Source organism: Rhizobium sp. BK312 (assembly GCF_014193605.1).
Classification (GTDB): Bacteria; Pseudomonadota; Alphaproteobacteria; order Rhizobiales; family Rhizobiaceae; genus Rhizobium.
The window spans coordinates 346775-369722 of record NZ_JACHZP010000002.1 but is presented as its reverse complement, the minus strand read 5'-3'; the positions used below and the strand labels follow the sequence as shown (position 1 = coordinate 369722).

At 59.4% G+C, this 22948-nt stretch carries 16 protein-coding genes; 5 read left to right on the top strand and 11 right to left on the bottom strand.

What is annotated here, in order from left to right:
• Positions 1-41 precede the first annotated feature (41 nt).
• The 5 genes from FHT85_RS06395 to FHT85_RS06375 all read left to right on the top strand — a co-directional run bounded on the left by FHT85_RS06395 (position 42) and on the right by FHT85_RS06375 (position 6570).
• On the top strand, positions 42-1052 hold the full coding sequence (locus FHT85_RS06395; protein WP_112410360.1) for an ABC transporter permease: 1011 nt from the start codon (positions 42-44) through the stop codon (positions 1050-1052).
• Positions 1052-2179 (top strand): ABC transporter permease, encoded by a 1128-nt coding sequence (locus FHT85_RS06390; protein ID WP_112410359.1) that lies wholly within the window; start codon positions 1052-1054, stop codon positions 2177-2179. The genes FHT85_RS06395 and FHT85_RS06390 overlap by 1 nt, the downstream gene beginning before the upstream one ends.
• Before the next feature lie 11 nt (positions 2180-2190).
• On the top strand, positions 2191-3861 hold the full coding sequence (locus FHT85_RS06385; RefSeq protein WP_112410358.1) for an ABC transporter ATP-binding protein: 1671 nt from the start codon (positions 2191-2193) through the stop codon (positions 3859-3861).
• A gap of 18 nt (positions 3862-3879) precedes the next feature.
• Positions 3880-5250, top strand: coding sequence for an alpha-glucosidase/alpha-galactosidase (locus tag FHT85_RS06380; protein ID WP_112335840.1), 1371 nt, complete (start codon positions 3880-3882; stop codon positions 5248-5250).
• A gap of 177 nt (positions 5251-5427) precedes the next feature.
• Positions 5428-6570: a fumarylacetoacetate hydrolase family protein gene (locus FHT85_RS06375; protein ID WP_112410357.1), complete on the top strand. Its 1143-nt coding sequence runs from the start codon at positions 5428-5430 to the stop codon at positions 6568-6570.
• Between the two features lie 124 nt (positions 6571-6694).
• Here FHT85_RS06375 and FHT85_RS06370 read toward each other — a convergent pair whose 3' ends face one another.
• The 11 genes from FHT85_RS06370 to FHT85_RS06320 form a co-directional block, all read right to left on the bottom strand.
• Positions 6695-7171, bottom strand: coding sequence for a cyclic nucleotide-binding domain-containing protein (locus FHT85_RS06370; RefSeq protein WP_112335842.1), 477 nt, complete (start codon positions 7169-7171; stop codon positions 6695-6697).
• Positions 7172-7224: 53 nt separating this feature from the next.
• Positions 7225-9939 (bottom strand): ABC transporter ATP-binding protein, encoded by a 2715-nt coding sequence (locus FHT85_RS06365; protein ID WP_112335843.1) that lies wholly within the window; start codon positions 9937-9939, stop codon positions 7225-7227.
• 237 nt (positions 9940-10176) lie between these two features.
• Positions 10177-11337 carry a glycosyltransferase family protein gene (locus FHT85_RS06360; RefSeq protein ID WP_112410356.1) on the bottom strand — a complete coding sequence of 387 codons (1161 nt, stop codon included), beginning with the start codon at positions 11335-11337 and terminating at the stop codon, positions 10177-10179.
• Positions 11319-12584, bottom strand: a complete 1266-nt coding sequence (locus tag FHT85_RS06355; protein WP_183774039.1) for a glycosyltransferase family 4 protein — start codon at positions 12582-12584, stop codon at positions 11319-11321. Before FHT85_RS06355 ends, FHT85_RS06360 begins: the two co-directional genes overlap by 19 nt.
• Before the next feature lie 11 nt (positions 12585-12595).
• Positions 12596-13810: a glycosyltransferase family protein gene (locus FHT85_RS06350; RefSeq protein WP_112335846.1), complete on the bottom strand. Its 1215-nt coding sequence runs from the start codon at positions 13808-13810 to the stop codon at positions 12596-12598.
• 100 nt (positions 13811-13910) lie between these two features.
• Complete coding sequence (locus FHT85_RS06345) at positions 13911-15086, bottom strand: ABC transporter permease (protein WP_112410355.1); 1176 nt, start codon at positions 15084-15086, stop codon at positions 13911-13913.
• On the bottom strand, positions 15083-16081 hold the full coding sequence (locus FHT85_RS06340; protein ID WP_015343453.1) for an ABC transporter permease: 999 nt from the start codon (positions 16079-16081) through the stop codon (positions 15083-15085). Before FHT85_RS06340 ends, FHT85_RS06345 begins: the two co-directional genes overlap by 4 nt.
• A complete protein-coding gene (locus FHT85_RS06335) occupies positions 16074-17996 on the bottom strand; it encodes an ABC transporter substrate-binding protein (RefSeq protein WP_112335848.1) in 1923 nt (640 codons plus the stop codon). Before FHT85_RS06335 ends, FHT85_RS06340 begins: the two co-directional genes overlap by 8 nt.
• On the bottom strand, positions 17993-19900 hold the full coding sequence (locus tag FHT85_RS06330) for an ABC transporter ATP-binding protein (RefSeq protein ID WP_112410354.1): 1908 nt from the start codon (positions 19898-19900) through the stop codon (positions 17993-17995). Before FHT85_RS06330 ends, FHT85_RS06335 begins: the two co-directional genes overlap by 4 nt.
• A gap of 160 nt (positions 19901-20060) precedes the next feature.
• Positions 20061-21398: an adenylate/guanylate cyclase domain-containing protein gene (locus FHT85_RS06325; RefSeq protein ID WP_112410353.1), complete on the bottom strand. Its 1338-nt coding sequence runs from the start codon at positions 21396-21398 to the stop codon at positions 20061-20063.
• Positions 21399-21748: 350 nt separating this feature from the next.
• Positions 21749-22924 (bottom strand): DUF3095 domain-containing protein, encoded by a 1176-nt coding sequence (locus FHT85_RS06320; protein WP_112410352.1) that lies wholly within the window; start codon positions 22922-22924, stop codon positions 21749-21751.
• Between the last annotated feature and the right edge of the window lie 24 nt (positions 22925-22948).

Below are 22948 nucleotides of genomic sequence, written 5' to 3'. Positions count from 1 at the left end.
GGACGAGACCGCCGACAGCATCAAGAGAAGCGAACCGTTCTATGTTACGATTCCTGCTCGTGCGAATAGCTTCCGCCATTCCCGTGCTCTTCATCCTGAGCGTGGTGACCTTTGCGATCATTCAGGCACCACCCGGCGACTACGCTGATTACATACGCTCGCAATTGATGAACCAGGGCGGTGCATCCTTCGCGCAAGCCGATGAGCAAGCACAAATTTACCGCCGCGAACATGGGCTCGACAAGCCGCTGGTCGTTCAATACGTCAACTGGATCGGCGGTATCGTCACCAGGGGCGATTTCGGCTACAGCATGTTCTACAACAAGCCCGTCGCCGATGTCGTTGGAGAGCGCCTGCCGCGGACACTGGCTCTTGCGCTGGTCTGCCACATCTTCGCATCCGTTCTCGGCATCGGCTTCGGCATATGGGCAGCGACACGGCAATATAGCTGGATCGACAGCCTCCTGTCGGGCATTTCCTTTTTGGGCATGACAGTACCGCGCTTCCTGATGGCGCTGATCATTGTCTACCTTCTCGTCTTCCAGCTCAACGTCTCGGAGATCGGCAGCTTCTTCTCGCCGCAATATGGCGGCGCGCCCTGGTCCTGGGCCAAGTTCGTCGATCTAGTCAGGCATGTCTGGCCTGTCGTTGCGATCGCGACCTTCGGCGGCCTTGCCTACAATATGCGCGTCATGCGCGGCAATCTTCTCGACACGCTGAATGCTCAATATGTGGAGACCGCGCGGGCGAAAGGCCTTTCCGGAGCCGCCGTCGTCATGCGTCATGCCGTACCGAACGCGCTGCATCCACTCGTAATGTATCAAGGGGTTGTCCTGCCTTACATGCTGACCGGCGAGATCGAGACTGCCATCATCTTCACGTTGCCGACCGTCGGCCCGGCCATCGTCGGCTCGATGGCGATCGGCGACGTCTATGTGACGGCAACCTTCATGATGGTGCTTTCGGCCACCCTCATCATCGGCAATATCATCGCCGATATGCTGCTTGCGCTGCTCGATCCGCGTGTCCGTCAACAGGGAGGAATACACTGATGCTCGCCTTCAGCAACTCCCCGCCATCGCCGGAAGAAAAGATCCAGCACAAAAGCGGCAATGAAAGCTATATCGCACTGGTCTGGCGGCGTCTGAAGCGCTCCTGGACGGGCATGAGCGGTCTCGTTCTCGTCATCCTGCTGCTACTGATGGCGATCTTTGCCGAATTCGTCGCGCCTCTCGATCCGAAGGCGACCGATACCGGCTTTGCGCCGCCGCAGGTCATCAGTTTCCATGACAAGGACGGCAACTTCGTCTTTCTGCCCCGCGTCTATGCGCTTGCCGAGACGACGGATCTCGACCCGGTCACCTTACAGCCGATCGTCGGGCCGGACTATGACCACCCGCGCCTGCTTGGCTTCTTCGTCAAGGGTGATCCCTACTATCTGTTTGGTCTGATCCCCGGCAACCGCCATCTCTTCGGCGCGATCGACGGCGGTCCGGTGCATTTCCTCGGCACAGACAAGTTCGGACGCGATGTGTTGTCGCGCGCCATCTATGGCTCGCGCATCTCGCTGATGATCGCCTTGACCGTGGTTTCCATCGTCACCATCGTCGGCACGACGATCGGCATGATCTCCGGTTATTTCGGTGGTACGGTGGACGCCTGGATCCAGCGCTTCGTCGAGGTCGTGCTGGCTTTCCCGCAAGTGCCGCTCTATCTGGCGCTGACCTCCCTGATCCCGGTGACTGCGCCTACGAACGTCTTCCTCGCCTTCGTCATTATCGTGATGTCGGCGCTCGGCTGGGCGCAGATGTCCCGCGAGGTTCGCGGCAAGACGCTAGCGCTGGCGCGGATCGAGTATGTCCGCGCCGCGATGGCGGTCGGAGCAACCGACTGGCGCATTATCCTGCAGCACATCCTGCCGAACGTCATGAGCCACGTCATCGTCGCGGTGACGCTTGCTATCCCGAGCGTCGTACTGCTGGAATCCTTCCTCGGCTTCCTGGGTTTTGCCGTCAAGCCGCCGCTGATCTCATGGGGCCTGATGCTGCAGGATACGTCGACCTATTCGGTCATTGGCTCCTATCCCTGGATCCTCTCGCCCGTCGCCTTCGTTCTCGTTACCGTCTTCGCCTTCAATGCGCTCGGCGACGGCCTGCGCGACGCAATCGACCCCTATTGAGGAGAACGGATATGGCTCCCGCACTCGTCAATCCCTATGCTCCCGACACCAGGCACGATGCCGGCGAAAAGACCACCTCGCCCGTCATCGACGCCCGCAATATTGCCGTCAAGTTCAAGGTCGAGGACGGCATGGTCGATGCCGTCAAGGACATCACCTTCCAGCTTTATCGCGGAGAAACCATCGCGATCGTCGGCGAATCCGGCTCCGGAAAATCGGTAACGGCCCGCACTGTCATGGGTCTCCTGACCAAGCGTGCGGTGGTTTCAGACAAAGCCGCTGTTCATTACGACGGAAAGAACGTGCTGAAATTTTCGGAGAAAGCACGGCGGCAGCTGCGCGGCGACCGCATCTCGATGATTTTCCAGGAGCCGATGAGCTCGCTCAATCCGATCTACACGATCGGTATGCAGATCGTCGAAGCGATACGAGTCCATCGCAAGGTCAGCCGCCGCGATGCCGAAAAGCGTGCGCTCGATCTTCTGAAGCAGGTGCAGATCCCCGAGCCGGAAGCCCGGCTGAAACAATATCCGCACCAGCTCTCGGGTGGACAGCGGCAACGCGTGATGATCGCCATGGCGCTCGCGAACGATCCAGACGTGCTGATCGCCGACGAGCCGACAACGGCGCTCGACGTTACCGTGCAGGCGCAGATCCTGAACCTGATACGCGACCTGCAAAAGCAGCTCGGCATGGCGGTCATCCTGATCACCCACGACCTGACCGTGGTGCGTCAGTTCTCCGACTATGTCTATGTGATGCAGCATGGCGAGATGCGCGAGCACAATACGACCGAAGCACTCTTTACCAATCCGCAGCATCCCTACACGCGGCATCTCCTGACGTCGGAGCCGCGCGGGCATGCAAAGCCGCTGCCGCCGAATTGCGACACGGTGCTCGAAGGCAAGTCCGTCAAGGTAGCCTTCATGCTGCGTCACGGCAGCTTCTTCAAACCCGACATGCGCGAGCTCGTCGCCGTCGGCGGACTGAATCTTGAGCTACGCCGCCATGAAACGCTCGGCCTTGTCGGTGAATCCGGCTCGGGCAAGACCACCTTCGGCCAGGCGCTGCTGCGCTTGATCGATACCGATGGCGGCGAGATTTTCTTCGACGGGCAGCCGATCCACGGCCGGTCGCGCGCTCAAATGCGCCCCTTGCGCTCGCGCATGCAGATCGTCTTTCAGGATCCTTTCTCGTCGCTCAATCCGCGCATGACCATCGGCCAGATCATTTGCGAGGGGCTGATTGTCAACAATCTCGGCGCCAACAAGGCTGAGCGGCTGGACCGCGTCAAGGAAGCGCTCGTCAGTGCCGGCATGCCGGCCAATATTCTCTCGCGCTTCCCGCACGAGTTTTCCGGCGGCCAGCGCCAGCGCATCGCGATTGCCCGCGCCATCGCGCTCGAGCCTGAATTCATTCTGCTCGACGAGCCGACTTCGGCCCTCGACCTTTCCGTCCAGGCCCAGATCATCGACCTCCTGCGCAAGCTGCAGGACGAACGGGGTCTGAGCTATCTCTTCATTTCCCACGACCTCAAGGTCGTCCGCGCCCTTTGCCATCGTGTGATTGTCATGCAGCACGGCAAGATCATGGAGGAAGGGCCGGTCGAAGAAGTCCTATCGCATCCCAAGACGGCTTACACCGAACGCCTTGTCAGAGCGGCGTTCGAGGTGGCTTCATAGCATTCAGGAGATTTTGACATGACAGGCACTCCCAAGATCACATTTATCGGAGCCGGTTCGACCGTCTTCATGAAGAATATCATCGGCGACGTCTTGCAGCGCCCGGCCCTGGCAGGAGCCAGGATCGCGCTGATGGACATCAATCCGCAGCGGCTGGATGAAAGCGCCATCGTTGCCCGCAAGCTCGCCTCGACGCTTGGCGCTCCGGCCACGGTCGAGACCTTTACCGATCAGCGCAAGGCGCTTGACGGCGCACATTTCGTCGTCGTCGCCTTCCAGATTGGCGGCTACGAGCCCTGCACGGTCACCGATTTCGAGGTTCCGAAGAAATATGGCCTGCGCCAGACGATCGCCGACACGCTCGGCGTCGGCGGCATCATGCGCGGCCTGCGCACGGTTCCGCATCTGTGGAAGATCTGCGAGGATATGCTCGCCGTCTGCCCGAATGCGATCATGCTGCAATATGTGAACCCGATGGCGATCAACACCTGGGCGATCGGCGAGAAGTACCCAACGATCAAGCAGGTCGGCCTTTGCCACTCCGTGCAGGGCACGGCGATGGAGCTGGCCCACGATCTCGATATTCCCTATGACGAGATCCGCTATCGTTCCGCCGGCATCAACCACATGGCCTTCTATCTCGAATTCGAGCACCGCCAGCCCGATGGTTCCTACCGCAATCTCTATCCGGATCTCGTGCGTGCCTATCGCGAAGGACGCGCACCGAAGCCCGGCTGGAACCCGCGCTGCCCGAACAAGGTGCGCTACGAGATGTTGACCCGGCTCGGCTACTTCGTCACTGAAAGCTCCGAGCATTTCGCCGAGTATACGCCCTACTTCATCAAGGAAGGCCGCGAGGACCTGATCGAGAAATTCGGTATTCCGCTCGACGAATATCCGAAGCGCTGCATCGAGCAGGTGGCGCGCTGGAAGAACCAGGCCGAGGAATATCGCACAGCGGAAAAGATCGAGGTCAAGCAGTCGAAGGAATATGCCTCTTCGATCATTAATTCGGTCTGGACCGGCGAACCCTCTGTCATCTACGGCAACGTCCGCAACAATGGCTGCATCACCTCGCTGCCTTATAATTGCGCAGCCGAAGTCGCCTGCCTGGTCGACGCCTCCGGCATCCAGCCGACCTATGTCGGCGACCTGCCGCCACAGCTGACGGCCTTGATCCGCACCAACATCAACGTGCAGGAACTGACGGTAAAGGCTCTGATGACAGAGAACCGCGAGCACATCTATCACGCCGCGATGATGGACCCACATACGGCAGCAGAACTCGATCTCGATCAGATATGGTCCCTTGTCGACGAATTGCTGGCGGCCCATGGCGACTGGCTGCCGGAATGGGCACGCGGCGATCGCAAGGTTCAGGCCGCCTGAAGCCACTCTCCCGGCTTGCGGCTCAAAGGCCTCGCGGTGCTGCCGCGGGGCCTTCCATTTTTACCGCACCGGAGAAAATGAAAATCCAAAACGCAGGCGAATATTACCCCGATAACGGATGGCAAAGCACATTCGCCTGGGTTAGAAAACACACGCAGTTTGGAGGAGACGAACGACATGGCGAGCTCAGATACATTCACCACCGGAACCTTTGTGGGCCGCATCTGGCGCCCGGATGTGGAAGGTCCTGCCCTCGTCACCCTTCGCGATGGTACGCTCTATGACATCACCTCGAAGGACGCGCCGACCATGCGCGACCTGCTGGAGAAGGACGATCCGGTCGCTTTCGTGCGCGCGCAAAATGGCGAGGCCGTCGCAAAGCTTGATGATTTGCTGACTGCCAAGGCTGATGCCGCATCCGTACATCTTCTCGCCCCTATCGATCTGCAGGCGATCAAGGCCTGCGGCGTGACCTTTGCCCGCTCGATGCTGGAGCGCGTCATCGAAGAGCGCGCAGCCGGCAATCCGGACCTTGCCGAAGCGATCCGCGGCAAGGTGACGGCGCTAATCGGCGACAGCCTGCGCAACTTGAAGGCGGGTTCGCCGGAGGCCGCCAAGGTCAAGGCAGCGCTGATCGAGGAAGGTGTCTGGTCGCAATATCTCGAAGTCGGCATTGGGCCGGATGCGGAAGTCTTTTCCAAGTCGCAGGTCATGTCCTCCGTCGGGCAAGGTGCGGATGTCGGCCTGCATCCGATCTCCAAATGGAACAATCCCGAGCCGGAAATCGTGCTTGCCGTCGATAGCCAGGGCCGGGTCAAGGGCGCCACCCTCGGCAACGACGTCAACCTGCGCGATGTCGAAGGCCGTTCCGCCCTACTTCTCGGCAAGGCCAAGGACAACAACGCCTCCTGCTCGATCGGGCCTTTCATCCGCCTGTTCGATGAGACTTACTCTCTCGATGACGTTCGCAACGCCGATCTCGACCTCAAGGTCGAAGGTGAGGACGGCTATGTGCTGCATGGTCGCTCGTCGATGAAGGAGATCAGCCGTGATCCGCTAGATCTCGTCTCCCAGACCATCGGCCGTCATCATCAGTATCCCGATGGCTTCGTGCTGTTCATGGGAACGCTTTTCGCCCCTGTCGAGGATCGCGACACGCCCGGTCAGGGCTTTACCCACAAGGTCGGAGACATCGTTACTATCTCGAACGACAAGCTCGGAGCGCTGCGCAACCGCGTGCTGCTGTCGACTGAATGTGCGCCATGGACGTTCGGCGCCTCGCATCTGATGCGCAATCTTGCTCGACGTGGATTGATCTGAGACGCCAGCTATCGAGCGCGAGACTGAAGGAGTCAGTTTCGCGTTCAACTCTACGGTACGAATGGATAAGCGATATCAAAGGGGCGCCCGGCTCTCAAAAGCCCGCTCACCTGCCCCCTCAATCTCAATGGGTGGACATCGACTGCGGCTGGTCGAGGCGGCTGCGAACGGCGGTCAGTTCCGAGGTCGTGTGGTTGAGGCGGTCTGCCAGCACGCGCATGATCTCGACGGCCATTTCCGGGAAATCGCTGAGCAGCTTCAGGAAATGTTCCTTGCTGATTTTCAGCGCCTCCAGCCTGGAAGTCGCTTTCACCGTGGCTGTACGAGAGACATCGCAGAGGATGGCAATCTCGCCAACGATGGAATTGACGTCGACTTCGGCAACCTTGATCTCGCCGGCCGGGCTATCGACTAGAATATCAGCAGTCCCTGAAAGAACAACATAGGCCGCGTCACCTTGATCGCCCTGATGAAACAGGGTTTGGCCAGCATTGTAGCTGACACGATCGGACGTGAACGCCAAAAGTTTCAATTTCGCGGGTGCGATGCGCGAAAAAATCGGCACCCGCTTCAGCATTTCAACTTCATCCTTCAGAAGCATGAGCTTCAATACCCCCAGTGTTCGGCCCCAGACGCCACTGTCGAGATAGGATATTACGATAACAGTTCTTTGAACATACCGTTTTTCTCTAAAAGATCAGTGGTAGAGCCGTTTTCAACGAGACTGCCGTGATCGAAAACCAGCACACGGTCGAATAATTCGGCAAAACTGGGATTGGAAAGAACCCAGATGATCGCCGGCGCATAGTCGCCGCTATGGAGTTCGCCCAGAATGGCCCTGGCAATCTGATCCTGAACACGATGGTCGAGCGCCGGCAGCGGGCGATTGCAGATGATGTAATCGGCACGTTTCAAAAGGGCGCGACCGAGATTGAGTTTCTGGCGCTGCACGTTTGTCAGGCGCTTGCCGCCCGAGCCGACGTCGAAATCCAGCCCGATCGACAGAACGCCGTCATGCATGCCGAGACGCCCGAACACATCATACATGATCTGGTGGATGCGCTCCGGCGCATTCGCCTGCTGATGCGCGATGCGACCGAACAGCACGTTGTCCATCAGGGTCGCCGACGCAGTGAAGCGCTCCGGATCGTAGCGCTCGATGACCTTGGCAAGATCGGCTGGAATATTCTCGTAGAACTTCGCGCGCGCCTGCACGATCTTTTCCATGAGCACCTGCGTCAGGAGACCGAAGCGGTGACGCGGTTCGATATAGGAGAAGCTCAGGCGGATGATGGCCGCACGCTCGTCGTCGGTAGCCGCCTCATAGCCCTTGCCGTTCAGCTTCTGCAGCAGCGCCTCATAGGTCGGGATGTCCTCCGCTGTCATGAAGGTCAGCTGCTGGAAGAACGGATGGTCCGGCGGCAGGTCCGTGAAGAGTTCGACCGCGTTTTCGGCAATCTCCAGGCCCATATCGTACAAATCGGATACCAGACCGGTTTCGGCGAATATCTGCCGGAAATAGGGATGAGCCGCCAGCTTGCGATTGGTCATCTGCGGCCGTTTCAACGTACCGAAAAGCAGATTTTCACCGACCGTCGCCTGCGGATTGTAAGCATCGAACTCGAAGGGAACCACGAGATCCTCGAGCTTTTCCTCCTCAAGCCGGGACCGCAATGCCTGCCGCAGTTCGACGATGCGCGACGTCAGATCCTGGTGTGTGGCCGCATCGACATTCGAGCGCAAGGCCATGTCGAAAATATCCTGCGACATGGCGACGGCATCGAGAACCGGACGGATTGCGGAATAGATATCATCCGGCCCCGTTGCACCGGCGGCGGCATAATCCACCCAGTCGCTATTGAGATCGAATTCCGGATTGGCCGCACGACGTGCCTCGGCCATGCTCCATTTGACCTTTGCCGCCTCATCCTCGCTGTAGACGGGGGCAGCGAGCGGCGCATGCTTGAGACCATAGAGCAGATTGCTGCGCAAGGTACCGTGAAAGAAGAACGTTTCGGAGGAGGCGTAGGCGATGCGTCGCCCGATGAGGGATTCCGGTAGTTCCAGAATATCGTGGCCGTCGATCGAGATGCGGCCGCTATCCGGCCAGGTCAGGCGACCGAATGCCTCTGCAAGATATTCGCCGCCCGCACCGCTGTCGCCAACGATCGCCACCCTTTCGCCGGGATGAATTTCAACCGAAACGTGATCCAGCACGCGCGCACCGCTGTCATCGACGATGGTGACGTTGGTTGCGACGAGAGAATGGGTTATGCGGGCCGCGGGTGCGGGCGAAACCGCCTGGATTTTCGGATCGATCAGATGGTCGACGCTGAACTGTTCGACCACCTGATTGTATTTTACTTGAACGTCCTGACGCGATTGATCCCAGTCGATCAGCTCCTTCAGCGGCCCTGGCAGATCCTTATAGGCATTGATGACGGCGACGAGCTGACCGATGTCCAGGCGACCCTGTAACGCCAAGAAACCGCCGATCAGGTAGAACAGAAACGGCGTCACCTGAGCGAGGAAGTTATTGATGAATTTGACCAGGAACTTCCACTGGTAGAGATCGTAGCGGATCGAGAAGATCAATCCGAGCCGGTGCGCAATATCGGCGCGCTCCAGGTTTGTCGTATCGTTGGCATGGATGGTGCCGATACCATCGACGATTTCGCCGACACGGCCGGAAAGCTCGCGTGCCGTCAGCTGCCGCTGGCGCCCGAGTTCCAGAAGCCGCTTGCGCATGCGCGGAATGACGATCGCCTGTACGGCGACAATTGCCGCGGCGATCATGCCGAGCCAGAAATTCTGCATGATGATGAAGACGAGCGCCGTCACCGCCTGGCCGCCGAGAAGCGCCGGCTGCACGAAGGCATCGCCGGTGAAGCCGCCCATCGGCTCCACCTCATCCTTGATCATGGTTGCGATTTCGGCGGGCTTGACCCGCTTGAAATGGGACGGAGGAAACCGCAACACGCGGTCGATCAGCTCGAATCGGATACGACGGAGCATGCGCTCGCCGAGCCGCCCCTTGTAGGTATTGATATAGAGCTTGAAGAGGCCGTTGAGCACGACGAGTGCCAGAAATACCATGCTCAGTGCAACGAGCATCGACATGCGCGTCAGCTGCACGCCCTGAAAAATTTCGACATGGCCGATGAGCGGCACATTGAAGGCGATGTGCATGAAGGTCTGCGTGTCGCCGGGATGTTCGAAACCCTTGCCCTGGATAGGCCCGTTGACGATCTGCTTCGGCAAGTCGAAGGACAGGAAGTACGGGATCATCGAGGCCGCGACGACGAGCAGTATCCAGATCTGCTCCAGCCGGGTGTTCGACCAAATGTAGCGTGCTAGGCTTTTTTCCATTGCTTACTGCAGGCTTTCAAATTCAACGCCCAGCACCGGCGTGATGCCGGCACCAATGTTGCAGAGATGCGGGAAGGTTTCGTTACGGATACGTGGCCCCATATGTGAAAAGGGACGCCGCCCGGTCCTTCGTCCACGCTCCTCCCGATTCATCGATTTTTCGATTTATATCACAAGATTGCGGGAATCCAGGAAGATAAAACGACAGGATGTCTCCAATATCAGCCGCGCAGGTGTCTACCTGCTATCACTCAGAATGGCAGATGTTCTGGCGGCACCGCCGAGATCTATATTCGGGTTGCCTGGCTTGGGGCACGATAGCGCCGTCTTCACGGCGTCGACCAGCATGTCCGTCGTCAATCCTGCCTCCGGCAGAGCCAAGGCCAGCCCCAATCTCTCCAGCCGTTCGGCCCTGACGGACTGCTCCGTCTCGCCGCCGGCGGTGAAAGGAACCAGAATGGCGCGGCAGCCGGCCACCAGAAGATCACCGACCGTATTATAGCCGGCCTGCGAAATCGAAAGCTCGGCGCCACGCAAAAGGGAGGGAAAATCCTTGCGGAAGCGAACGAGCTCGACATTGCCCGGCGCATCCATGGCGAGATCGGCGTAATCCTGCTCCGGCAGGTTCGGCCCGGCGATCAAGAGCCAGCGGCGATCTCTCGCCACGCGGCTTGCCGCTTCCAACGAGGCGCGGATGAGATCACGCCCGACAGCACCACCGCCGGCCGAAACGACGATGTCGAAGGTTTCGACCGGTTCCGGCGGCAAAGCGGGTGCGACAAGACCTGTATAGATGATCTTGTCGGCGATTGCCTCGGTCAAGGGAAAGGTCTCCTCCAGCCGGACGAAATGCGGATCGCCGTGAACGAGCACGCCATCGAAATGATTGCGCAGGAGGCCGACCGTCTCTTCATCGCGCCCCGGTTTCTTCTGCTGCTGCAAGATATCGCGCACCGAGGTGTAGAGCCTCGGCTTCGGATCGGCTTCAGAAATGGCATCGAGCAGCGGCAGGAGCTCGAAACGCATCTGCCTGCGGCCGAAGGGAAAAGCCTCGATAACAACAACATCGGGTGCAGCCTGCCGGAAGGCCTTGAGAAGAAAATCCCGCCGGCGGGACAGAAACTCTTCGCCGACCGGGTTGCCTGACTGATCGGCGAGGCCGGAAAAACCGGCACTGCTGGCAACCACGGCCGGCAACGTCACCGAGGTGACATCCGCGCCGGGAAATCCATTGACCGGCACGCCACCAGTGACCACCGTCACCTGGCAGCCGTCTTTCGCCAGCGCGCTGGCGATGCGGCTGGCCCGCGCCAGATGGCCAATACCGAGCAGATGCTGAACGTAGAAAAAGACCCGCAAGGGTTGGCTGTGCGAGGCCGTCACGCGGATTTCCGCCATTGATCTTCTTTCTGCCATTGCGCCTCGAACAGCCCGGTCAGCTGCCGGATGCTGGCGTGATAGTCGAAATGCTCGCGCACCCGCCTTTCGGCCGCCTCACCCAGCCTGTGGCGCTGCGCCGGGTTGCGAATGGCGGATTCCAGCGCCACGGCAAGTGCCTGCGGGTCCTCCGGGGGAACAACGAGACCGTTCGTGCCATCTTCGAGTAGTTCGGGGACGCCGGAAATATTAGTGGAGACGCAGACAAGACGCTGGCTCGAGGCCTCGACGAGCACGTTCGGCAGCCCGTCGCGATCGCCGTCGGCGGCCACTCGACAGGCGAGCGCGAAGATATCGGCCTGACGATAATGGGCGAGCACCTCTTCCTGTGCCAGCGCGCCCTTCCAGGTGATGCGATCGGCAATCCCGAGCGTATCGGCCAAGGCTTTCAATTTCGTCAGACCGTCACCGCCGCCGATATGAGTGAAACGCCAGTTGAGGTCGCCGGGAAGCAGCGCCAGCGCCTTCAGCAGCACGTCGTATCCCTTCTTCTCGACCGCCCGACCGACACTGAGAAGGAAAGCGGGATCGGAAGCGTCGCTGCCATCGCGGCCAGAATGTTCGCCGGCGAAAGGATCAAAGCGATCGAGATCTAGACCGTGATAGCTCAGATAAACCTTGTCGCCCGCCCCGATCAGATCGCGCATATGCTCGAAACCGGTCCGTGTGCAGGTCACAGTCCAGCGGGCGCGGCCGAGTTTTTCCGAAAGCTCCCAGTCGGGCGACGTCCAGATGTCCTTGGCATGCGCCGAACACGTCCAGGGGATACCGGTCATGATGCTGGTATAGGAGGTTACCGAGGCCGGCGTGTGGATAAAGTGCGCATGCAGCCATTCACCGCCGTCAGGCCATTCATGCGCCAGCACCAAGGCCTGACCAAAACGCCGCACTCGGTTCGGTGTGATATCCCGTTTGAGATCGGCCCAGAACTGCTTCAGGAGCGGCTTGAACCCAGGCTTGCCGATGCCGGCAAAGAAGGCGCGAAGCACTCTCAGCGGTTCGTCGTGCAGATATTCCGGCAGATAGACGACGCGCGCCTTGATCTCGTCATGGACAGGATGGCGCTTCTTATCAGTGGGTTTGCGCATCGAGATCAGCGTCAGGTCGAAGCCAGCCTTCTCCAGGCCGAGCAACTCCTGCGCGATGAAGGTTTCCGACAGGCGGGGATAGCCTTTCAGGACCACCAGTATTTTCTTCCGCATCGACAGGTTCCGGTGATCTACTCGGCAACGATCGATAGCGGCGTGTAGCGCTCGCGGTCATCGAACCATTCGCCGATGGTGTGCGAGATGTGCACGAGCCCCTCGAGGCGCATATTGCTGTTGCTCGCCGAGGGCGGCGCCCGGTTCGGCAAGCGCTTCAAGGCAGCTGCAAGCTGCTTCGGGTCGGCCGATTCTTCCGGCAGCAGCATGTCGACGAGGCCGAGCTCGCTTGCCCGCTGCGCGCGGATGAGCTGCTCCTCGCGTGGCCGCGTCCGCGGAATGATCAGCGCCGGCTTGTCGAAGGACAGAATTTCGCAATAGGTATTGTAACCACCCATAGCCACGACCGCCTTGGCACCGGCAATCAGCTCTTCCATCTTGTTGTCGAACTCGATGACCTGCAGACAGTTGATCTTGCTGGCGCGCTCCAAAAGCTGGCTGCGCTCCTTAGCCGGCATATAGGGGCCAAGCACGATCAACGTCTTCTGCGTGAGAGAGCTGTCCTCCTCGAAAGCGGCGATGACGTCGCTCACGAGATCGGCGCCGTCGCCGCCGCCGCCTGTTGTCACCAGGATATAATCCTCGTCAGGCACATGTTCCGACTTCGTGCCCAGCGTGGAAACGCTGCGCTGCAGGAAGCCGACGAATTCCATCTTCCGGCGCACGCCGGAGGGAACATCGAGGCCGACGAGCGGATCGTGAAAATCCGGTGGGCCATAGACCCAGACGCGATCGTAGAATTGATCGATCTTCTGCAGGACGTTGTTCTTCTTCCATTCGGCTTCCAGCAGGTGTGGCGCATCCATCACATCGCGCATGCCGAGAACAAGCGTGGTGCCCCGCGCCTTCAGATAGGTAAGCGTCTCCTCGACCTCGCCTTTCAGCCCCAACGGCTCCTTGTCGACAATGAAAACGTCGGGCTGGAAGGTTTCGGCCGTATGGCGAATGATCGATTGCCGCATCTTCAGCGTTTCCTGCAGCGCGACATGGCTCGCCATAGACGTGTATTCACCGTCGCGCAGCTTGATGACGCTCGGCACTTTGACGAAATCGACACGGGCGCGATAATCGAATGCCCCGGCGATCGTTGCGCCGGATATGATCAGCACGTTCAGGCCGCGATAGTCCTCAACAAGCGCATGGGCAATCGTTCTGCACCGCCTCAGATGGCCGAGACCGAACGTGTCATGGCTATACATGAGGATTCGAGCATCTTCTAAGCGCCGCTTCATAGGCAAAACCTCTGGGGGTGAAAGTTATACGCGGTATGTCGACAAAGGACATCCGCGGGCCGCTTCTCGAATTGCAATCCTGTCTTCGCCGTTCACCCTGCTATTTGTAGGGATCGGCGGCATCGCGCAAGCCGTCTCCTAAAAAGTTGAACGCCAGAATGATCAAAATCACCGGGATCATAGGAAAAAGGAGCCATGGATAGAAGGCGATGACGCTGACGCTCCTTGCCTCGGTCAGCAAAATACCCCAGCTCGTGATTGGCGGGCGAAGCCCCAATCCAAGGAAGCTAAGTGCGGTTTCGCCGAGAATCATGCTCGGAACGGAGATCGTTGCCGAAGCAATGAGATGCGACATGAAGCCAGGAACGAGATGCCGGCCGATGATACGAGGTGTGCTGGCACCCATCAATTGCGCAGCGAGAACATAATCCTCCTCGCGCAAGGACAAAAGCTTCGAGCGCACGGCGCGGGCAAGACCGGTCCAGTCGAGAATGCCGAGAATGATGGTGATGCCGAAATAGACAATGATCGGGCTCCAGCTCACGGGCATGATCGCCGCCAGCGCCATCCACAACGGCAGGCTCGGCAGCGATTGCAGCACCTCGATCACGCGCTGGACGAGGAGATCGAAGAGGCCGCCGTGATAGCCCGCCAGACCGCCGATGACGATGCCGAGCACGAAGCTGACCGCAATGCCGATCAGCCCGATGGTCAGGGATATGCGTGCGCCATAGATGATGCGCGACAGCACGTCGCGGCCCAAACGGTCCGTCCCAAGCAGGTACATTTGTCCGCCGACCGCAGGACAGACCAGATGGATGTTCGAATCCACCAGGCCCCAGAAGCGATAGGCGTCGCCCCGACAGAAGAAGCGGATCGGCTGTACATCCGAGGGATTATCGGTATAGACCCGGCGGAGCGTATCAATATCGAGCGTCATCTTGCGGCCGTACACGAACGGTCCGACAAACTCCCCGTTGTTGAAGAAGTGCACCGCCTGCGGCGGCGAATGGATGTAATCGACGTTGCGGGTATGCAGCCCGTAGGGGGCGAGGAACTCGGCAATGACGATCATGCCGTAGGCCAGCAGCAGGAAAATGCCTGATGCAAGCGCAAGCTTGTGCTTCTTGAACTTCCACCACATCAGCTTCTTTTGCGAAGCCATGTAATAGCGCTGCTGGCCGGCCGACATGGCCTCGAACTGATCCGGATCGAAATCCGCGCTCGAGACATAATGCTCCAGGGGGGCGCCGGGTTTTGGCAGGGATACGCTCACTTTGTGCTCCTGCCTTGCAAGCGGATGCGGGGGTCGAGAAAGCCAAGAGCGATGTCCGAGATCAGCACGCCGATAACGTTGAGGAAGGCGAGGAACATCAAGAACGAGCCGGCGAGATACATGTCCTGGCTCTGCAGTGCGCGGATCAACATCGGGCCGGTCGTCTCCAGCGACAGTACGATTGCCGTGATCTCGGCGCCCGAAATGATCGACGGCAGGATGGAGCCGATATCGGCAACGAAAAAGTTCAGCGCCATGCGCAGCGGATATTTCACCAGCGCCTTCAGGGGATGCAGCCCCTTAGCCCGCGCAGTGACGACATATTGCTTCTGCATCTCGTCGAGCAGATTGGCGCGGAGGCGGCGGATCATGCCGGCCGTTCCGGCCGTGCCGACGATGATGACCGGGATCCAAAGGTGCGACAGGATCGAACGCGCCTTTTCCCAGCTCATCGGTTGCGAAAGATACTTTTGATCCATCAGATGCCCGATCGACACGCCGAACCAGACATTGGCGAAATACATCAGGATCAGTGCCAGCATGAAATTCGGAATGGCAATACCGAGCAGACCGAGGAAAGTCAGGCCGTAATCGCCCCAGCTATATTGATGGGTTGCCGAATAGATGCCGATCGGAAAAGCGATCAGCCAAGTCAAAAGGATTGTTGTCATCGACACGAGGATTGTCAGCCAGAGCCGGTCGCCGACGACATCGGATACCGGCAGCTGATATTCGAAGGAATAGCCGAAATCGCCGTGCAGCATGCCGCCGGCCCAATGCAGGTATTGAAGCGGCAATGGTTGGTCGAGCCCGTATTCGTGGCGAAGATTCTCCATATCCTGGAGATTGGCGGTGTCTCCCTGAGCGCGCAGTTCGGCGATCTGGCTGTCGAAGAAGTCTCCCGGCGGCAGCTGGATGATGGTGAAAACCAGCATGGAGATGATGACCAGGGTCGGGATCATCACGGCGGTGCGCCAGAGGATATATTTAAGCATTCCGGCGATCCTCCTTCATCCAGAAGGTGTCCGGCATGTACACGCCGAGCAGGCAGGTCGGGTCGAAGCCGTACAACGCCTTTTCCGGTACATTCTGCATGCTGGCCGAATGCGCGATCGGCTGCAAAGTCGCGTTGACCAGACCGATGGAGAAGACTTGATCCGTATAGACCTTCAGCATCTTGTGCCAGATTTCGGCACGCTCGAAGGAGGAGGCTGCCTCTTCCCATTCGCCCAGCAGCTTGATCAGCTCGACGGCTTCCGGCACATCGGGAGCCACCCCTTGCGTCTGGCGCGACAGATAATACATGCCCCAAAGCGGCCATTGCATCTGGTCGCTGGTCGTCGGCGCCAATTCGCCCGGATTCATGTCGGCCGTCGCCACGCCATTATCGAGGCCGTACCATAACGACATCAAAATGCGGCCACCCATGGCGCGACTGCGGAAAACATCACGTTGGGATACGCGGATGAAAAGCGCGATGCCAATCTTGCGCCAGTGATCGGTCACCAACTCGAGCACGTCGGAATCGAGCGTACTTTCGCCAGGGGTCTCAACTGTAATCTCCATTCGCCGACCATCCGACAGCAAACGGACACCGTCTTCATCCCGCTTGTCCAGGCCGACAGCATCCAATAGAGCGTTGGCCTGATCCGGATCATGCTCGATCCAGGCGGAGGCATATTCAGGCTTGAAAAGCGGGCTGTCGGGCAACACCGTGTTGGCGCTTGCCGTGCCGAGACCGTAGAACACGGCCATGTTGATCTCGTGACGATCGATCGCAAGCGACAGCGCTCTGCGCACCCGAACATCGCGCAAGAGATCGCGCCAGACTGCATCGGCGCTATTCAGATTGGGGTACAGGGCAACGCGCGATCCGCGCGCCGCCTTCCAGAGATCGACCTTGATCTTGCTCGGATCGCGCCTCTCCGCCTCCTTCAGGAACGTATAATCATTGAAGTCTATGCCGGTCGCTTGAAGATCGCTTTCCCCCGCGCCGGTTTTGGCAGCGATGATCGCCGAAGAACTGATGTTCAGGATCACGCGGTCGATATAGGGCAGCTGCCGCCCGTTCTCGTCAACGCGATGGAAATAGGGGTTGCGTTCGAATACGAATTGCTCGGCCGGCGGCGCTGTCGTGTTTTTCCATGGATCGAGTACTGGCAATTTGGGATTTTCAGGCCGGTAGGAGCGGCCCATCTTGATATGCAGATCCTGCCATTTCTTCACGCGGCTTTCCTTCATCAGCGAGGAAAGGCGAATGTTGTCCTGGTATTTCTTATGGAACTGCTTGAGATAATGTGCCGGCCCGGCGATGACGAGCGGCTGCGGGGCAGCCAGGATCGGCAAGAAATTCGGGTTGGGATCATCCCAGGAATAGCGCACCGTCAGGTCGTCGAGCAACTCGAAACGCGGCAGGCTACCATGCGGGCGCAGCTCCAACGCACCTCCGCCGGGCGTTAGCTCCTTGTTGAGGATAACGTCTTCCCACCAATAGCGGAAGTCATGGGCCGTAAACGGCTCTCCGTCGGACCATTTATGGCCCTCGCGCAGCTTGAAGGTGAACACCATATCGTTGACGGTGGAAAAGGATTCGAGAATATCCGGCTGAAGCGTCAGCGTGCTGTCATAACCAACCAGGCGGGCATAGCCATAGATGGTCATGAGGCGGATGTCGTTCTGGCTGCCGATGAGCGTGCGCACGGAGCCGCCGTAACGGCCCGCCACGCGGCCCATGGCCGCGACATTGATGACACGGGGGAACTTCGGCAGGCGTTTGGCGAGGTGCGGCATCTGGCCGGCCCTCAGCCAATCGGCGAGGTATTCCGGCTCATTGTCGACATCAGCCGCCAGAAGAGGCTGCGGCAAAACTGCGGAAGCCATCAGGCCAAGGAACGTACGCCGGCCGATCATTTGCGCAACTCCTGGGCATCGACACCCCGACGCACGCGCACGAAATGTCCGCCGCCCAAATCCGCATAGGTAAGCTCGCCGTCGGCACCGTCCGAAAATTGCGGCCCCCATTTCTGCCGGGCTGCAGGGCCTTCGCTGTTCAGGGCGGAAAAATCCAGCGGTCGGTCGAGATCGGGAAACGGAACGGCGGCGAGCAGAGAACGCGTATACGGATGGACGGGGGCGCGCAGAATGACCTCCCGCGGAGCGATTTCGACGATGCGTCCTCGCGCCATGACGGCTATGCGGTCAGCCATGTAATCCACCACTGCGAGATTATGCGAAATGAACAGATAGGTCAGACCGAGCTCTTTCTGCAGATCCTTGAGAAGGTTCAGGATCTGCGCCTGAACCGACACATCGAGCGCCGAGACGGGCTCATCGAGGATCAGAAGCTTTGGTCCAAGCGCCAATGCGCGCGCAATTCCGATACGCTGCCGCTGGCCACCTGAAAAGCTGTGCGGATAGCGGCTCAGATAGTGCTTGTCGAGCCCGATCGCCTGCATCAGCGCCTTGACCTTCTCCTTGCGCTCGTCGCTGTCGCCACGCCCATGGATTTCCAAGGGTTCGCTGAGGATGTTGCGGATGGTCATGCGCGGAGAAAGCGAAGAGACCGGATCCTGGAAAACCATCTGAATCTTCGTGCGCAGATCCATCAACTCGTCGCCCTTGACGGCAAGCACATCGATCTTGCCGCTGCCGTCGTCGAAGCTGACGGAACCGCTATCGGCACTGACACCCCGCATCAGTATCTTGCTGACGGTGGTCTTGCCGCAGCCGCTTTCCCCGACCAGGCCAAGACATTCGCCGCGGCGAATGTCGAAACTGACATCATCGACCGCACGGAACTTCGTGCCATCGCGCCGCCCAAACAGTCCGCCGGCCTTCGACGTATAGGTCTTGGTCAGATTGCGCACGCTGAGCAGGACATCGGGCGCGGCGCCCGCAGCCGGCACACCGCTGCCGATAAGCTTCTTCTTGCCGGAAAAGGTGCCGAGATTGACCGGAACGTCCCGCAGGGACTTCAATCGCTCTCCCGGCTTCATATCGAAATGCGGCACCGCCGACATCAGCGCCTTCAGATAACGATGCTGCGGCTGGCGAAAGATCGTCTCGACCGGGCCTGCTTCCATGATCTCGCCGTGATAGATGACCACGACTTCGTCGGCCATATTCGCGACAACGCCGAGATCATGGGTGATCAGCAGCATCGCCATGTTGAACGTCTGCTGGAGATTGCGCAGCAGGCCGAGGATCTGCGCCTGAATGGTGACATCCAACGCGGTCGTCGGCTCGTCGGCAATCAGGAGCGCCGGGTTGCAGATCAGCGCCATAGCGATCATTGCACGCTGGCGCATGCCCCCGGAAAGTTCGAAAGGATACATGTCGAAAGTTCGAACCGGGTCCTGAAAGCCGACGAGATGCAGCATCTCTTCCGTCTTTTCACGCTGCTCGGCTCTGCTGGTACCTGCGCTGTGAATGCGCAGCGCTTCGCTGATCTGGTTGCCGACCGTATGCAACGGCGACAGCGAGGTCATCGGCTCCTGGAAGATCTTTGCCATGCGCGCGCCGCGCAGCGCGCGGATAGCGACCCCGTCACGCGGCAGCTGGAGAATATCGGTGGTCTTGCCGTCGAGCGGATCGGTGAAGAGAATCCGTCCGGTCGCCTTCGCCGCCGCCGGAAGAATACCCATGATCGACTGGCTGATGATCGATTTGCCGGAGCCGGATTCGCCGACGAGCGCCGTAACCTTGCCCGGAAGCACCCTCAAACCGGCATTTTTGACGACGCGCAGACTATCCCCGTAGAGGGAAAACGAGACGTCGAGGTTCTCGATACGCAGTAGATCAGTCCCTGACGCCATACATATTACTTCCCGCTCACATGACCTTTGTGGCCTTATGCGGCACACTAACGTAGGCCATAACGGGTGTCTAGCTGGTCAAAGCAATGCGGAGACTGTAAAAAAACTGTCGCCTTTCCAGTGATATATCGGCTTATGCTGAAGCGTAAGGCATGTGCCGTCACGGAGCGAGGTTTTCGACTTGAAGACGGCCCTCGAACTTCTTGGCATCCCTGTGCAAGAGAATAACCTGTTCGGCCTCGGAGAGGCCGTCGGCCGCCGTCTCCTGAAAGATCTCCAGCGCGCTGCTGGCTGCTGCCGCGGCCTTCGGAGAGACGACTGTGAAGCGCTGGCGCACGCCGCGCAGCTTTTCTTCTCCCAGCGTCCCCCATTCGCAATCGGTGTAACTTGAGAAAGCCTGGCTCGCGACGACCTCCGTCGAATATTTCTTGGTCAGCGACTGCAGCCTCTCGACCTCATTGACCGCTGCGCCAAAGGCCGAAAAGGTCAGCCGGTCCTTCAATCCGACATTGCCGAACATGACGTTGCCGACATGCAGGCCGATCCCGTAGCGCACCTCGCTCAGATTACGCGACTGGCGATCGCTGTTGAGCGCGGCAACGCGACGCTGCGCTTCGAAAACAGCCGACAGCGCGGCTTCGCACGCGACCTTGGACGGGTCCTTGTGCCGGCCGCACGGATAGACCGCCAGAAAACCGTCGCCGAGAAAGCTCAAGATCTCGCCGCCATTGCGATTGAAAGGCGCAGCAATCGCATCGAAGAATTCGTTCAGCGTATCGATATAGGCTTGGCGCCCTTCCTTTTCGGCAAAAACTGTGGATTGCCGCATGTCGCCCATGACGAGCGCTGCTCGGATCGTCTCTCCATCGCCACGGCGGATTTGGCCGTTCAGCACGCGCTTCCCGGCATCGCCGCCGAGATAGGTGGTCAGCATATTGTTGGCGAGCTTGCCGAGAACCGCCATCTTGGCGGCCATGGCGAGATGGTTCTGCATACGCATCAACGCGCCGATCATATCCTCGCTGAAACCACCGATGTTGTCGGTGGACCAGGAGCCCATCATGCCCTGCATCGAACCGGCCCCGAAGGTCTGCACGAAGGCCATGTAGTCGGTTACCTTCTCCTTGCGCAGGTCCTCGAAGATCGGAAACTCGACCGCGCCGTCACTGTCGATCCGGCGACGCAGGTGCTGAAGATTGTTGGAGAGAAGATAATAATAGGGGCTGCGCATGAAACGTTCCGGCTGTTCGTTCCCGTGCCGGTAGCCCTCGATCGTCAGACCGCCACCCCGACGCCAGGTAAAGCCGAGCGCATCATAGAGCGGATGAAGCATGGAGAAGGTCAGATGCACGCGCTTGAGCGGCATCCCGGTGGCCGCCATGCGTTCGCAGAAACCGCGAACGACGGTTTCCAGGTTCTCGCCCGTTAGGGCGGCCTGCGTCAGCCATTCCGCAACTTTATCGATAAGAATATCAGAGACACCCGAATTGATTGACATTATTCCCGCGGCCCATCCTGCAATGCTTGATGCCTTCCCCCGACCATGGCGCACCGTCGATTTCGCCGGCATCCGTATCCGGGACTTCCAGCCCATCGTCAAAGACTGAAAGAAGCATCATGCGACGGCACCGACACGTTCCATTGCCACCTTGGATCGTGCAGGCACCCAAAATATCGACTGTATTTCCTCACACCCCGCACATGAAATGCGGCAAAAGAACAGCCGCCACAACCAACGACTCTCGTTTTGTTCTCATTGAGATAAGGCGCATATTCAGCTGACACAATGGGCAAAAAGCAAATGGATCGATAAAATTGCGACCGCAGCCCTGCGCGCCGCGGATGAAATCATTCGCCTGCGGCCAGCACGGGCGGCCGCTTTCCCCGCAACGCCATGGCTGCCATAGCATACCCCCCGCTCGCCCCATCGATGAAGTGCATATGGTCGCGCATGAGAGGCGTCGGAACGAAACAGGTCATCAGCGCACTGTCCTGCCGATGCAGACCGAAGCGACACACGCCTTCTGCCTCTGCCTGGCGTAAGCGTGCCTCGATACGTTCGAGATGTTCGGCATCGACATCGATGGTCATTTTCAGACCGTCATCGAACTTGCGAAAATCGGAATTCGCAGCGAGATCGCGCCGATAGGCCTTAGCATCGAAGAATGCCGCCCTCACGCGGAACTTGTCGAGGCTCCAGAGCAGGATGACCTGGGCGTCGATAAGAAGCTTGCGCCACCAGCGGTTGGCCGGAGCGGCAAGAGCCCGGGCTTCGATATCGACGCCATCGAACCTCAATGCTGGCGTCGGGCCTTCAACCGGTACGGGATGGCTGTCGCGGCTCTGCTCTGCAGAGATGGCGATGATATCGGCGACCAATTGCTGAAACTGCGGACCGTTTCCAGCCTCGCCGGGGATGGCGATGATGGAGATGATCTCGCCATTTTGCGCCTTTATCGGATTCCAGCGGCAGGAAAGCCCTGTTAGATCGGGCACCGCCTTTTCCGGCGGCGCTTCGACGATGAAGCGTCCTTCCTTCATCTGCCGTTCTGCCCAGCTCGTGCCACCACCCGAAAACATGGCGTAGGAAACATGGTCGTTTGGGTTGAAACGCGCGACCTGCACGTCGAACCCCTCGTCGCGGATGGCGGTCATCGGCACCAAGGCGGTGCGGAGATCGAGCTGCAGCTCTTCCATCACCCAGCCCCGCACCGCTGAAAGCGCCTGCCGCGCCCGCTCCTCGCCGGAGGGCGGGACTGCCACCAATGCGCCATCCCCGCCGAAGGCGAAGGGATAATCACCTCGATCCAAAGCGTTCAGCACGGCGGAAATCACGCTGGCGCCGGCCATGTTGACCGACTTGTAATGACCCGCGGCAATCGCCTTTGTCGAGCTGACGATGTCGGCGATCGCAATCAACCAGTCACCCGGCAGGGGCTGGTAGTTGGCGCTATCGGTCACTCCCTCGAAACGGGTGAAACCCGAAAGCTTGTGGAAGAAATCATCGTTGGACGGCTCGGCCATGATATCCCCCTTCTGTGAGCGCCG